Source organism: Nostoc sp. UHCC 0302, assembly GCF_038096175.1.
Classification (GTDB): domain Bacteria; phylum Cyanobacteriota; class Cyanobacteriia; order Cyanobacteriales; family Nostocaceae; genus UHCC-0302.
The window spans coordinates 3,735,090-3,750,000 of sequence record NZ_CP151099.1; the positions used below are offsets into that span (position 1 = coordinate 3,735,090).

Sequence of the window (14,911 nt, forward strand, 5' to 3'; positions counted from 1 at the left end):
CGCTTTGGTTCGGCATTTTATAATAACAATAGCGATTCTTGACCTTCAACCTTGTTTTTTACTAAAAGGTAAATCTGCATTAATCGCTGCAATTTCCTGCTGTTCTAATTCGTTCACTTCAGTGATATAGCGAGTTAAAATTTGTCCTAAACGATTATTATAAAAACGATGTAGGCTGTGATTGGGCATAGCAGGAAAACCGCGCCGTTTTTTGTGGCGTCCACCAGCACCAGGGTCAAAAGTTGTGATCCCGTTAGCGATCGCCCACTCAATGGGTGCATAATAGCAAGCATCAAAATGCAGACAATCTATTTCTTGAAAACTACCCCAATAGCGTCCATACAGTTGATCACCTTTAAATAAACAAAACGACATCCCTAACGGATAAGAATTATCTTGTTCGCTATATGCAGGGAAAAACAACACGCGATGGCGATAATCAGCTTGTAATTGCTCAAAAAACCGCTTTGTCAGATATTTGCTACCCCACCAGCCAAACTTATCACAAGTATCAGCATAGAATTGGTGCATTAAAGGAAATAAAGACTTAGGAATTTCCTCCCCAGTCACAGGTTGTAATCGTAAACCTGCCTCCTGGACTGCTTTGCGTTCCCGCTTAATATTGCGACGCTGATTAGCATTGAATACTTTTAAGTAATCATCAAAATCTTTAAAACCAGCATTTTCCCAGACATAGCTGTGGTGTAGCCAAGTTGTAAAGCCGCACTTTTCCAGAACAGGACGCCATTGGGGATCAACGTAAAGAAAATGACATCCAGAAATCCGATTTTTGGAGCAGAAAGTGTCAATTTCATGCACCATCATTGCTGTGATATATTCCTCATCTTCTCCTGGCGCAATTAAAAACCGATAACCTTCAGCGGGAGTAAATGGCGTCATGCCCAGTAATTTCGGATAATATTCTACCCCAATGCGAGATGCTAATTCAGCCCACTGATGATCAAATACAAATTCGCCAGAACTATGACCTTTGAGATATAGCGGTGCAGCTGCAATTAACGTTCTGTCTCGCCACAGTGTCAAGTGATTTGGCAACCAACCAGTTTTAGCTGTAGCGCTTTGCGAGGTTTCAATATTGTTTAGCCACTCCCACTCTAAAAACGGCGTTTTGAGTGGCAATGCCAAAGCGTTCCAAGAATCTTGGGATACTTCAGCAATTTTGTTTGTCCAAACGACAGAATAGCGAGGCTTAAGTTGTTCCACCATCGTGTGGCTTTTTAAGGGTACTGGGGACTGGGGGCTGGGGATTGGGGACTGGGGGGACAAGGAGAAGAAATACTACTCTTGACTATTTATTGTTGACTAAGCACTCCCTATGCCCCATGCCCAATCCCCAATCCCCAATCCCTTATTTAAGGTAATCTAATCTGTGGGTCGTTGCAGCCGATAATGCAAAAACACTTCTTGCTCAACTGTGTGAACTTCTAGAAGTTGCAATTGGGGAGCCAAATAGGATAAAAATCCTCCACCATCTACGGGTGTCGGTGCGGTAGTACCACCTAAAATTAGCGGACACACAGTTAGCCACAATTCATCAATCAAATCTAATTCCAATAGAGAAGCTACTAATTCACCTCCACCTAAGACCACTAAGCGTGTTATATGTAGAGTTGCCAGGTGTTGCAAAGCAGCAAGAACGTCAATTTTTCCTGTTGGTGTTTCAAAAACCAGAATCTGCTCAAATTCAGAGCCTTCTTGCCAGGAAACTGCCCCCGCTGTTGTCGTGAGCAACCAACGTTTGACTGGCTGCTGAAAAAACTTAATTTCCGGATTAAGTTTTGCAGAGTGTGTAATCACTATATGAACTGGCTGGAGAGGCTGCCCTCCTTTTGTTTGATATTGCAACAGAGTTGAATGTGATACGGTAAGTGTTGTACCGTAGGCGCGAAGAGTGCCAGCACCGAATAAAACGGCATCAGAAGCAGCAATTTGTTTTTCCAAGTGTGCTTTATCAGCCCTTGAACCGAACCGAGCAGGCTCACGCCTGAAATCTGATATTTTGCCATCTGCACTCATTGCTAAAACAACTGTAGTATGAGGACGATGTTGCAGCATTGGGTTGGTTTGATAGTTTGAATATTTTTTTGCCAGTGTATTTATTTAATAAAAATTGATACCTGCAAGCTACTGTTTACCAATTTCACTACTGTATTTATATGATGCAACACAAGTCGCTTTTACATCTACCGTCTATGAGTTTTGGTATACCAGGTTTCTTTTTGTACTATAGCAATTTGTTATTTTTAAACATTGAAAATAAAGTTCTGATAACTTAATAAAATGTCTCATGTAGCTGGTCTAATTGCATATCGTTGCTGTTGTGGTTTGCAGATGCGAAGTGAGACACGCGATGGTTAAATCTCGTCAATCATCCTTTCGTCGGATTTTAGTAACAAGAATATTGCTTCTGTTCGTTCCAGTTTTATTAGTAGGAGAGATTGTTGCGCTCAATAAAGCGCGTTCTAGCCTATTGAGAACTGCCCGTCAAAACTTAACAGAAAGCGCCATCAATAAAGGGGAGAAAATTACAAATGCGATCGCAACTTTAAAAACTAACTTGCTGATTGCAAGTAAAACCACAGTTATTCAGTCGGGTTCACCCGCACAAGTGGAACAATTTCTGACTCAGCTAGCACAACAACTGCCAACTCAGATTGAGTGTATTCAATTAACGAATTTACTTACCCGCAATATCATAGGCAGTAGTTGTGGCAATAAAGCAATTGGAGAATTAAAATTACCTTTGCCAAAAGACGGAATTGATATTAAAGCAATATCACCTGCAAAAGTAGGAATAAGTGGTAAAAAAACTACCCCAAATCAACTGCAAATAGTATTGTCTGCTCCAGTCTATGATCGCTGGGAGAATTTAGTTTACAGCTTAAGTATTAAGTCAACATTACACCAGCAAACCACAAATCAGCCTGGATCGCTTACAGGCTCTATGGTAGTAATTGCCGAGGATGGCACGATTTTGGCACACCCATTACTAGACTGGGTGGGGACTAATATCGAACAACACCGAGATGCTTCCCAACTTAAAAGCATTATCAAAAATGCCATTACCAAGCAAAACGATTCCATAAATTTGCATTTTAGACAGGGGCAGGAATTAATAGCTGGCTATACGGCTATTGACAATCCAATTACAAAACAGCAGCAGCAAAAATGGATTATTTTAGCTGTTACTAGTGTGGACAATGCTCTTTTTGGTTTAGAAGAAATAAAACTAATCCTAATCGTTTTAACAGTTGGGTTAATTGGTGCGAGTTTATTAGCCTCGGTGTATCTTGCTCCTTACTTAGCGCGTCCTGTCGAAGAATTGCGAGATTACGCTCTTAATATTCATAGTCACCACGCTGCACAACCAATACCACACAACTTTAAAATCCGCGAGTTCAATCAACTGGCGCAAGCATTAGACCAAATGGTTGAACGGCTGAAAGCTTGGGCAGAAGAACTGGAAATAGCTTGGAAAGAAGCGAAAACCGCTAACCAAGTCAAAAGCCAGTTTTTGGCTACAACTTCCCATGAATTGAGAAATCCATTAAATATTATTATTAACTGTGTTCGCTTGGTAAGAGAAGGCTTATGCGATAACCGGGAAGAAGAAATGGAGTTCCTAAAGCGAGCCGATGAAACAGCGATTCACTTGTTAGGTATTATTAATGATTTACTCGACATTTCCAAAATCGAAGCAGGTAAACTCTCAGTAGTCACAACACCTATCGACTTACGACAAATACTACTAGAGGTAATTAATATACAATCAGTTAATGTTCAACACAAAGGCTTGCAATTGAAATGTGAGCTAGGTACTGAACTGATCCCAGTTAAGGCAGACGCGGCAAAACTGAAGCAGGTATTGATTAACGTCATCGGCAACGCCACAAAGTTCACCGACGCTGGAAGCATCACAATTGATACAGAGGTTCAGCATAGTGCTGGCAAATCTCAAGTAGTAGTCACTGTCAAAGATACAGGTATAGGAATTGATCCTGCCCAACAGCACAAACTATTTCGCCCGTTTGTAATGGTTAGTGGCACAACTACACGCAAGTTTGATGGCACTGGATTGGGACTAGCAATTTCACGCAACCTTATTGAACTTATGGGAGGGCGTATTACTCTTGAGAGTACAGGTCTTCATCAAGGTACGACAGTGAAGATTACATTACCTTTGATTGATATTTCGCTGTTACCTGTTCCTTTGGAACAAGGACTAGAAGGTATTAAAGTCCCTTCCTCTGGAGAAGAAGGAACAAGGGCAAGCCGATACCCTAACCCTACCTTAAGGGAGCCTGCCGGCAGCCCCTCTGTAGGAATTTATGGTTCTTCGAGAGCAGGGCTAGATGGAGAGCCTCAGAGGTCTCAGCAACTGCTTGAAGAGGAGACTTCCGAAATTAGTCTATTACCACCGCAAACTATCCTGCCAAGTCTTCAAAAGGGAGAAGCTTGGGTCAATGGAACTTCCGAGAGATAACAGCCGTTCGCTTGAGACTTATTTTTTAAGAAAAATAGGTTTACCGTTCTCCTGAAGTGATTGTGTTAAAGCAGCGAGAATTTCGACTAACTCTGTGCCTACCCAACCAGAGGAAACTGCCACGGGAGTATGAGTGAGGATAGAAGTGACAAAGCGATCGCAAACTCGCTGCAATGGTTCGCCTGTTTCTAGTTCCAGCGTCACTTGCTTTTGATTCACAGGTATAAATTGATTTCCTTTTTGTTCAAACTCACCATATAACAACGTTAAAGGCGAGGAAGGTGACATTTCATCAAATATTAAGCTGCCTTGACTGCCGACTATTCCCAGCCGCCGCTGTTTATCTGCATTCAACCAACACAAGTGAATATATGCTTGAAAGCCATCTGGATAGGTGAGTGTTACCCATATTAGATCAGCTAGTCCCTTCTTAAGAGGAGGGGAAATTTCTTCTAATTCTCCCTCTTCCACCCTCTTTCCCACTCCCAGTTGTAGCCAGACCGTACCTGTTGCTTGTACTTTTACGGGTAGCTGACCCAACCAATTGTTAAAAATGGCGATATCGTGAATAGCTAAGTCCCATAGTGCATCAACATCTTGCCTAACTGGCCCTAGATGGCTGCGTGTGGCGTAGCCATAGCGTAAGTCTCCTAATTTACCCGCTTTAACTACAGCTTGCCCTCGCTCAACTGCTGGGTGAAATAAATAAGTGTGGTCAACCATGAGTATCAAGCGCTGTTGTTCTGCCAACTGGCAAAGTTCACGGCATTCTACTGGGTTGAGGGTTAAGGGTTTCTCTGCCAAAACATGGTATCCCTGCTGGAGGGAATCTTTAATTAAGGCATAGTGGGTACTGGCTGGAGTAGCTATTATTACGCTACTCAAGCCTAGAACTTGCTTCAAATCTTGCCATTGAGTTGTTAATACTACATTCTCTTCTAAATGAAACTGCTGTTTTACTGCTGCTAATCTTTCTGGATGAGGGTCTACTACAGCAACTACACTTACTTGAGGATGTGATAGAAAATTCCTTAGCAGATGCGTTCCCCAACGCCCAACTCCGATGACAGCGATTTTAATTTGGTTAGCCATTTGTCATTTGTCATTTGTCATTTGTCATCTTTTAGAAAGTTCTGTTTGGAGGAAACCTCCGCTCAACGCCAGTTCTCTCAAGTTGGCGGAGCCGCCCACGAGGCTGGCTCGACTTTGCGCTTTGTCATTTGTCAAAGGACTAGTGATACGAAATTCGGTTGTAGCTCCTTGATTCTCAAGTCTGCCTTGGTAGACTTATTTTGTATAGCCGCGGCTTACACACAGGAGCAAGAGGTTTTATAAAAGTGGATTTCGTATGACTGATGACTAATGACAAGTGACAATCAACTGAATTATCAGCTCAACAGCTATTCTTTGAGTTCAGTATTATTGCTTTTAGGTATTGCTAAAAAAGCTACCTTGGCCGCTGCTTGTTCAGCAGCTTTAATAGAGCGTCCCTTACCTTGCCCTAGCTTGTTTTCATGCAACCAAACTTCCGCAACGAAACGTTCTTGATTGCGATGTGGTTGACTAACTTCCACAACCCGATACTCTGGTAAAACTTTAAATTGTGCCTGAGTCCATTCTTGTAGAGCCGCTTTGTAGTTAAGTCTGGCTGGATCAAGGCGGATTTCTGTCGCTAGTGTTAAGAAGTGGGGATCTAACCAAGGGCGGATTAGTTCCAAATTGTGAGTACTTAGGTAAAGCGCACCCAAAACCGCTTCAAAAGCATCTGCCAGCCTTGACTCTTGACCGATTTTATCAGCAGTGGCACTGCCAGCAACAAGTAAGTATAATTCCAAACCGTATTCTCTAGCAAGTTGGGCAAGAACGCGATCGCTTACCAACACCGAACGAATCGCCGCAAAATCCCCTACTGGGCATTCACGATAGTTTTCCCATAACACAATCGCTGCCACCAGACGCACTACAGCATCACCAACAAACTCCAGCTGTTCATAATTTGCCGACTCAGAAACAGTCGGATGAGTCAGCGCCAAGTCCAACAGTTGCCACTTTATCGGTGTCTCTGGTGGCATACCTAATTTTTGTACTAAACTTTCGAGTTGCCGTTGACGGCGTGGATAAGCGAGGGACATTACATCAAGGTGAGAGGGGACAGGGGCAAGGAAGGGGCGAAATTAATAACTCCTAACTTCTGTACAGACACAATTAATCCTGTCTCTACTCATAACTTCTAACTTTTAACTTCTGACTCTTAACTCAGTACTGAAAGAGGGGAAAGAGCAGGACATAAGCCGGGTTTTGTTCTCTTGCGAGGGCAGTTATCTATCTGGGACGCCTGTTACCAGACGCCTCTAGCGGCTCTTTTATAGCGGAACTGGTAAAAGACCAACCGTAGTTCCTTTGGCCTTGCTCCCAACCGGGGTTTACCGAGCCACGACCTCTCGGTCGTGCTGGTGCGCTCTTACCGCACCTTTGCACCCTTACCGGGGATTGGGTATTGGGGATTGGGTATTAGGGATTAGGAAGATTTTTTCCCAGTCCCTAGTCCCTAGCCCCCAATCCCTATTCCCGGCGGTATCTTTCTGTGGCACTATCCTCACGATCACTCGCACTGGACGTTATCCAGCAAGTCTGGTCTTTCGGGAGCCCGGACTTTCCTCAAACCAGCCAGTATGACTGATCTGTAACCGCCTGCGCCTACTCTCTCCCTAAAACCAGTGTAATCTTGGATGGCATTGTGCGTCCGCTTGAGATTATTTCTTTTTATTCCAAGGTAGAGCGTATGTCCAAGGTAATTTTCTAACCGTGAAAGGACAATTGATGATGCATATAGGAGGGAAGTTGACACCAGGAGCTAGACCTGCACGCACTTCAGAGAGCCTTAACACTAGTTGGAGCGAAAATTCCAACTCTTTTCTTCCATTAATAAAGTCGTTGTATAACTTTTTTTGTGGGCCACCACCAGATTTTAGCCCAGTGATATTAACTATGGGTTTCTTGGCTGAGTAAGTTCCTGCTACTTGATCACGCTCAAAAACGTCTTCTGCTGTGACTGCTTCTGTAAGTGTTTTCTTCGGGACAATTAGGCTAGGACTTTGCGGTACAGCTAAGTCGCGAGTCAAGTCTGGCGATTTGCGAATTACTCGACGTGATTTGCTATCAACTAAAGAGGTATTGTCCCAGTCAACATATACGGCAATATTATCTGATTTATTCTCAATGCTAATTGATAAATCTTTAAGTTCATCCAGTGAGTATGATGATTTTAGTTTAAAAGAGACCCCGATTTTATCTTCGAGTTCTTGTTCTTTCAATTGGTCATCAACTATTCCTTTTTGAAACTCAAATTTTATTTGATCATCGATAGATTCAATCATCCGATTGAATACATAAAAAACACCGATAATATATAGTGTCAAAACAATTAAGTTTTGGTCGCCATTATTTCTCATACAACAATATCTACACCTTTTACTAATTTTGTATATTGATTAGTTGAGTATTTTTTATTTTTAATTACGCTTAGTCGGTACAAAATTTTGTAGCCAGCCTTTTCGCCAAAAAAAGAATAGCAAACCAAATGCGATCGCTGCCATCACCGCAATACAAACTGGGTAGCCCCAATACCAATTCAATTCAGGCATATTATATGGTGATTTTTCCGTATTGAAGTTCATCCCGTATATTCCAGCAACAAAAGTTAGTGGAATAAAGATTGCCGAAACCACAGTTAGCAGCTTCATAATTTCATTCATTTTGTTACTCACGGCGGAAAGATACACATCCATCAATCCAGAAGCCAGTTCCCGGTAAGTTTCCACCATATCCATCACTTGTACTGTATGGTCGTAACAGTCTCGCAAGTAAATTCGTACTTCTTCGCCAATCAAGTCACTGCCATCTCGAATTAAGGCATTAATTGCATCCCTTTGCGGCCAAATAGCACGACGTAGTTGCAGTAATTCTCGTCTAATTTGATAAATATGTTGTAATGTTTGCTGGGTTGGTTTGACTATTACTTCTTCTTCCAACTCTTCAATTCGTTCCCCATAAAGCTCCAGTACTGGGAAAAAACCATCAATAATTGCATCTAACAGAGCGTAAGTTAAATAGTCAGTTCCCTGTTTGCGGATGATCCCTTTGCTTTTATCAATTCGCGCTCTAACTCCTTCAAAACAATCATGTTCTGGCTCCTCTTGAACTGTAAGCAAATAATGTTTTGCCAAGATAAAACTTACTTGCTCACTATAAAAACCACATATTTTTTCCTTTGGTACTACCATACGAGAAATTATCAGTAATTGGTCTTCATAATCTTCTATTTTTGGCCGCTCTGGGACATTGACCACATCTTCTAAAACCAGAGGATGTAAATCAAAAACCTGACCCACCCTTTGTAACAAGTCTTGATTTCCTAAACCTTGTACATCCACCCAAGTAACAGATTCTGTATCAAGATATGGAATACACTCCTCTGGAGTTGCTATTTGTTGGCGGGTCAAGTTAGTTTGGTCATAGTCCATCAAAAAAATTACTGGTGGTGGAGCATCTGCATTAACGAAGATAGTTCCTGGGATAGTCCCTGGTTGATGATAGAATTCCTTTCTGTATAGCTTATTTACTAGTTTGGGAAAGCGGCGAAGTTTGCTGACCATGCACTTTTACCTAATAGTTCTTAGTTACTCTATACTTATGAGTCTTGACGAAAGCTAAACAGTTAGATTGATTTCAGGTGAGATCAGTAATTTTGCCAAATAGAATACAGAAATAGTGATTATATATTGCTTAATGGGTAATTTATAAATTATGCAATGATTTAATTAGTAATTGGTATTTTACCGATTGTGGTTTGTACCCAATATCTATCACTAATAACTAAATAACTTGATGAATATATTTATTTAAGCTCATTTATTTCCTAGCAATACAAATAGCACAAGTATCATAACTTACGTATCTATATTACTTCTTGAGACAGAGAAAACTATGGGTAAAGCTCATGAGCATTCAAGTTGCATAAAATCAAGATCCAAGCCCTTACTACAAGGAAATTATCCTAGAAAAATAGATGACAGTTAGCTTATAAGGTTATGGAGAGAATAAAAAATTAATTCTTCCTCTACACCCTCACACCCATATACACTTTCCTCTATCTTCCAACTCTCACTCAAACCTTGATTCTCTATGTGTATAGATAAATTATAAGTATCAAGATTGACGCAATATTCTGCAAGCACCTCTGAATCAGCAATGTATAAAAAACAGTTTGCCTTGGTAAGACAAACTGCTTAAAAAATATTTACATACAGGAGTTAAGGTTAGAACATACCCATGCCACCCATACCGCCCATGCCACCCATGCCGCCCATGCCACCCATGCCACCCATGTCAGGAGCAGGAGCAGCGGATTTCTTCTCAGGCTTTTCAACTACCAGAGCTTCGGTGGTTAAAACCATACCAGCAATGGAACCAGCATTTTGTAAAGCTGAGCGTACAACCTTGGCAGGGTCAATAATGCCAGCAGCAATCAAGTCTTCAAATTCCCCAGTTGCAGCGTTATAGCCAACGTTGAATTCGGTTTCTCGCACTCTAGACACGATGACGGAACCTTCAGCACCAGCATTGTCTGCTATTTGACGCAAAGGAGCTTCTAATGCGCGACCAACAATTTCAGCGCCAATCCTTTCTTCGTTTTGTAGGCTGTTTTTAAACTCCTCTACCTTCTTAGCCAAGTGAATCAGGGTTGTTCCACCACCAGGAACAATACCTTCTTCGACAGCTGCTTTAGTGGCGTTGAGCGCGTCCTCAATTCGCAGTTTACGGTCTTTGAGTTCGGTTTCTGTGGCTGCACCCACTTTAATCACTGCCACACCACCAGCTAGCTTAGCGATGCGTTCTTGGAGTTTTTCCTTATCATATTCGGAATCAGTTTCTTCCAACTGCCTGCGAATTTGTCCGATCCGCTTTTGCACCTCTGGCTTAGTGTCTCCAGCAGCTACAATTGTGGTGTTTTCTTTGTCGATAGTAATTTTGCGGGCAGTTCCCAAGGTTTCTAAAGAAGCAGTATCCAAACTTAAACCGATTTCTTCAGAAATCAACTGTCCATCGGTGAGAATGGCAATGTCTTGCAACAAAGCTTTGCGGCGATCGCCAAACCCAGGCGCTTTGATCGCAGCCACACTTAGCACACCCCGCGCTTTGTTTACCACCAAAGTTGCCAAAGCATCTCCTTCGACATCTTCAGCTACAATCAGCAAGGGTTGACCTAAACGAGCTACTTTTTCCAACACTGGCACTAAATCCTGAATACTACTGATTTTCTTATCAGTAATCAGGATACGGGCGTTTTCAAATTCGACTATCTGCCGCTCATTGTTGGTGATGAAGTACGGAGAAATGTAACCTCTGTCAATCTGCATCCCCTCAACTACTTCTAGTTCAGTTGTCAGGGATTTGGATTCTTCAACGGTAATTACACCGTCTTTGGTGACTCTTTCCATTGCTTGGGCTAGCATATCGCCGACTTCTTCATCATTCCCAGCGGAGACAGTGGCGACTTGAGCGATCGCACTTCCTTCCACTGGCTTAGCCACCTTGGCAATCTCTTGTACCAGCGCCTCGATAGTTTTATCGATTCCGCGCTTCAAGCTAACTGGATTGCTACCAGCCGCGACGTTCTTCAACCCTTCCCGAATCAAAGCCTGTGCTAAAACGGTGGCAGTGGTAGTGCCATCCCCAGCAACATCTTTAGTTTTCGAGGCTACTTCCTGAATGAGTCTCGCACCCGTGTTTTCTAGAGGATCTTCTAATTCAATTTCTTTGGCAACAGTGATACCATCGTTGACAATTTGGGGTGCGCCAAATTTTTTCTCTAAAAGAACGTTGCGACCTCTAGGCCCCAAGGTGATTTTTACGGCATCCGCAAGGGCGTTGACACCCCTTTCTAGCGCTCGCCGCGATTCCTCGTCAAATGCAATAATCTTCGCCATGTTTTATATCTCTAGCGCTTCCATTAGACAATTTAGCACTCACAGGTCAAGAGTGCTAATTTTCCCATCCATTCAGATTACAAATAGAAATAAAAAAATTGATTAATATACAGTTGATGCTCATGAATACTGGCTTTAATAGTTGAGTTGGGAGATGAATCTATACAACTCCCTTAAGTCCCTCGGTATTGCCGACCCTAGCGGCACCGGCTGGTTGGCGGTAGTATTTACGTTTCTCTTAGCTTGGGTTGTAACGTGGCGTTTGATTCCGACAGTACGCAAATTTGCCTTGCGAGTGGGTTGGGCTGACCAACCCAATGCACGGCGACTCAACCGAGAACCTCTACCTAATGCAGGAGGGTTAGCTATCTACGCAGGAGTGATTGCCGCGTTGATACTAGCTAGCCTTTTAAGACCAATCGAACTCCAAGGCGTATTAGCTCAAGTTCTGACTATTCTTTTGGGTGGTTCGATATTAGTTCTTGTAGGGTTTATCGATGATCAATTCGGTTTACCCCCCTCTGTTCGCTTGTGGGCGCAGATTCTCACAGCATTGTTACTGGTTGCTAATGGTATCAGCATCAAAGTTACTTTTGGCACTCCCATAGACTCGCTACTGTCGTTGTCACTGACAGTACTATGGGTAGTAGGAATTACCAACGCTATCAATTTGATGGACGGCATGGATGGTTTAGCTGGAGGCATCAGCTTTATTACCGCCATGAGTTTGTTAGGAGTTTCAGCGCAGTTTCCCAATCGTGCGGCCGCAACCTTAGTTTTAGCAGCCTTGGCAGGTGGCGCACTAGGTTTTTTGCGACACAACTTCCACCCCTCGCGCATCATTATGGGTGATGCCGGAGCATACTTTTTTGGCTATGTGCTGGCGGCAACTAGTATCTTAGGGAGGCTCCAGCAAAATACAGTCTATGCACTCATACCCACGGTTTTATTTCTGCTGTTACCAGTGCTAGATACTACTCAAGTATTTGTGCGACGACTATTAGCAGGAAACAACCCCCTCAGCACTCCAGGCAAAGACCATTTACATCACCGCTTACTTGCTTGGGGATTCTCCCAGCGTCATGCTGCGTTCACCCTTTGGTCAATTACCTTGGTGTGCAACTTGCTGGCAATGAGAATACAAGGCATGACTGTGGTAGTCATGCTAACTACTGCCAGTAGCATCATTATGCTTTTAGCCTTTACTGTTTGGCAAAGAATACGCCAACAACCCTAAACAATTCAAAATCACCGTAAAGCCATGCGGGCATGGCTGCGCTTACCGCCTTGGCCTCCGATAAGATAAGTTCAGATCGACCAACGAACTTATGAATCTCCTTATGGCTAATATTTTTACAATAGCTTCATTATCTGCTTTGTTATTTGCTGGCACTACTAATTTATTGCTAGTGCAGGCAGTCACAGCTAAACTAGTACGACTATGCGCGGAAAGTTGAAGAATATGCGTTCTTAGGTATTCCTGAATCTTGGATTGTAGATTATCGGGGATTGGGCGGTGTGGCATTTATTGGTAAATCCAAACAACCTACATTCACCGTTTATAAATTGGTTGAAGACACCTATACTCAACAACACTACTGACTAAATCAGTCAATTAACTCGCCGCTTTTGCCCCGTCTTCAATTTCGTTTAGATGACATTCTGCCTCGTTCAGTGTTAAGGGCAAAAGAAAATTGAAAAGAGCCACGTTCTAAATTAGCTACATCAAGAGGAATGAGTGATGAAACCTGTTCCTCTAGTCTCGGAGAAATGTTAGGTCTTTCAAGTGTGGATAAAGATGAATTATATTTAGCGATGGATTGGCTATTATAGAAGCAAGGAACAATTGAAAATAATTTAGCAGCATTACATTTAGAAGAAGGAAGTTTGGTTCTATATAATGTTTCAAGCAGCTATTTTGAGGGTAAAGCTTGCCCAATAGCTAAATACGGTTATAATCGCGATGGGAAAAAAGGGAAATTACAAATAGTATTTGGATTGCTTTGTAACAAAGAAGGTTGCCCAATATCAATTGAAGTATTTGAAGGAAATACTAGTGACCTAACAACCTTTACACAACAGATAGAGAAAGTTAGAGCTAGATTTAGAATTAAACAAGTAATTTGGGTTGGAGACAGAGTAATCATTTGTTCAACTCGGATTAAATCATCTTAAAAAAAAGAGCATCAAGTTGACTGGATTAGTGCATTACATTCAAGCTAAATCCGCTCCTTGGTAGAACAAGATTAGACCTCTTGCATGAATAGTGTAAGCATGAAAAAATACAGGTCAAAAAACAAAGAGCAATGAGCTACGAACAGATAAAAGACCTGTCACCATCAGAATTTAAACGGTTATGTGGAGTGCATATTGCGACATTTGGAAGGATGGTAGAAGTTCTAAAGCCAGAACTGGTGAGAACTGGCAAGAAAGGCGGTCAGCCAAAATTAAGTGTGGAAGATCATTTATTGATTGCATTAGAATGTTGGCGAGAATATCGTACTTACTTCCATATCTCAAAAGTTTGGGTATAAATGAATACATTCTATGCCGGATAGTACGGAAGGTGGAAAATATTTTGATTAAGTCAGGAGCATTCCGACTGCCTGTGAAAAAAGAGCTTTATCAACCAGCATATGAATGGAAAGTATTGGTAATAGATGTGACTGAAACACATGTGGAACGTCCAAAAAAAAACAGCGTCACTACAACAGCGGCAAGAAAAAACGTCATACTTTGAAAGCGCAATTGGTAGTTGACCAAGCCAGTGGCTTTCATCATCTGTACCGCTTATGGAACTGGTCGCATTCATGACTTTCGCTTACTGAAAAACACAAAAGTCAGATTTCATACTTCACAGTTGTGTTTAGCCGACAAAGGCTATCAAGGAATTGCTAAACTCCATACTCATAGCTGTATTCCCACGCTTATTACCTTCATGCTACTGATTTATCGACTCCTGAACGCCACCACAATCGCAATTTAGCTCAACTGCGTGTTATTGGCGAACACATTAACCGCAGATTGAAAATTTTTCGCATTCTTAAAGAACAATATCGTAACCGCAGAAGACGCTTTGCCTTACGTTGCAATTTGATTGCTGGACTTCTCAATTATGAACTTGCTCTGTTTTCTTGATTCGTGCAAGAGGTCTATTGTTTCTCCTCAACGACGATGCTCCTTTTAGCTTTATTTTGCTATGAACAGCACCAACTGGCACAACGTCTTATTATTCATGCAGGAGGTCTATTGTTTAAAGGGTTAGTAAAATGGGGAAAAAATTCTGTGGAGTGGCACTTTGGATTTAAACTTCATTTGATAATTAATGACTGTGGAGAATTGCTAGCGTTTAAGTTAACGCCCGCCAATGTTGATGACTGAAGATTTAATTGGTAAAGAATATTGACTATTTCATGAC

11 protein-coding genes, 1 other RNA gene and 3 pseudogenes are annotated in these 14,911 nt (G+C 42.0%); 7 read left to right on the forward strand and 8 right to left on the reverse strand.

The window, feature by feature from the left end:
• Positions 1–45: 45 nt before the first annotated feature.
• The gene (locus WKK05_RS16180; protein ID WP_341530631.1) at positions 46–1,227 is read right to left on the reverse strand and encodes a GNAT family N-acetyltransferase; all 1,182 of its coding nucleotides are present in this window, start codon (positions 1,225–1,227) and stop codon (positions 46–48) included.
• Between the two features lie 156 nt (positions 1,228–1,383).
• The gene (locus WKK05_RS16185) at positions 1,384–2,076 is read right to left on the reverse strand and encodes a RibD family protein (RefSeq protein ID WP_341530632.1); all 693 of its coding nucleotides are present in this window, start codon (positions 2,074–2,076) and stop codon (positions 1,384–1,386) included.
• A gap of 295 nt (positions 2,077–2,371) precedes the next feature.
• Here WKK05_RS16185 and WKK05_RS16190 point away from each other — a divergent pair, with 295 nt between their 5' ends.
• The gene (locus WKK05_RS16190; protein ID WP_341530633.1) at positions 2,372–4,504 is read left to right on the forward strand and encodes a sensor histidine kinase; all 2,133 of its coding nucleotides are present in this window, start codon (positions 2,372–2,374) and stop codon (positions 4,502–4,504) included.
• Between the two features lie 18 nt (positions 4,505–4,522).
• Here the strand turns inward: WKK05_RS16190 and WKK05_RS16195 are convergent, their stop codons facing one another.
• Entirely contained in the window at positions 4,523–5,596 is a 1,074-nt protein-coding gene (locus WKK05_RS16195) for a Gfo/Idh/MocA family oxidoreductase (RefSeq protein ID WP_341530634.1), read from the reverse strand.
• Positions 5,597–5,641: 45 nt separating this feature from the next.
• On the opposite strand from WKK05_RS16195, the gene WKK05_RS16200 reads away from it, so the two are divergent.
• Complete coding sequence (locus WKK05_RS16200; RefSeq protein WP_341530635.1) at positions 5,642–5,839, forward strand: hypothetical protein; 198 nt, start codon at positions 5,642–5,644, stop codon at positions 5,837–5,839.
• 65 nt (positions 5,840–5,904) lie between these two features.
• Here WKK05_RS16200 and rnc read toward each other — a convergent pair whose 3' ends face one another.
• From rnc to groL, 5 genes are all read right to left on the reverse strand, one after another.
• Complete coding sequence (gene rnc / locus WKK05_RS16205; RefSeq protein WP_341530636.1) at positions 5,905–6,636, reverse strand: ribonuclease III; 732 nt, start codon at positions 6,634–6,636, stop codon at positions 5,905–5,907.
• Positions 6,637–6,776: 140 nt separating this feature from the next.
• Positions 6,777–7,208, reverse strand: an RNA gene (rnpB, locus tag WKK05_RS16210) — RNase P RNA component class A.
• Between the two features lie 49 nt (positions 7,209–7,257).
• Positions 7,258–7,956, reverse strand: a complete 699-nt coding sequence (locus WKK05_RS16215; RefSeq protein ID WP_341530637.1) for a hypothetical protein — start codon at positions 7,954–7,956, stop codon at positions 7,258–7,260.
• A gap of 60 nt (positions 7,957–8,016) precedes the next feature.
• On the reverse strand, positions 8,017–9,159 hold the full coding sequence (corA, locus tag WKK05_RS16220; protein ID WP_341530638.1) for a magnesium/cobalt transporter CorA: 1,143 nt from the start codon (positions 9,157–9,159) through the stop codon (positions 8,017–8,019).
• Between the two features lie 663 nt (positions 9,160–9,822).
• A complete protein-coding gene (gene groL, locus WKK05_RS16225) occupies positions 9,823–11,493 on the reverse strand; it encodes a chaperonin GroEL (protein ID WP_341530639.1) in 1,671 nt (556 codons plus the stop codon).
• A 154-nt stretch (positions 11,494–11,647) separates the two neighbouring features.
• Here groL and WKK05_RS16230 point away from each other — a divergent pair, with 154 nt between their 5' ends.
• From WKK05_RS16230 to WKK05_RS16250, 5 genes and pseudogenes are all read left to right on the forward strand, one after another.
• Positions 11,648–12,730 carry an MraY family glycosyltransferase gene (locus WKK05_RS16230; protein ID WP_341530640.1) on the forward strand — a complete coding sequence of 361 codons (1,083 nt, stop codon included), beginning with the start codon at positions 11,648–11,650 and terminating at the stop codon, positions 12,728–12,730.
• Positions 12,731–12,930: 200 nt separating this feature from the next.
• Positions 12,931–13,191 (forward strand): annotated as a pseudogene (locus tag WKK05_RS16235) (Uma2 family endonuclease); the annotation flags it as partial.
• A gap of 189 nt (positions 13,192–13,380) precedes the next feature.
• The gene (locus tag WKK05_RS16240) at positions 13,381–13,668 is read left to right on the forward strand and encodes a hypothetical protein (protein WP_341530641.1); all 288 of its coding nucleotides are present in this window, start codon (positions 13,381–13,383) and stop codon (positions 13,666–13,668) included.
• 131 nt (positions 13,669–13,799) lie between these two features.
• A pseudogene (locus WKK05_RS16245) lies at positions 13,800–14,631 on the forward strand (IS5 family transposase).
• Positions 14,632–14,742: 111 nt separating this feature from the next.
• A pseudogene (locus WKK05_RS16250) lies at positions 14,743–14,871 on the forward strand (transposase); the annotation flags it as partial.
• Positions 14,872–14,911: the final 40 nt, after the last annotated feature.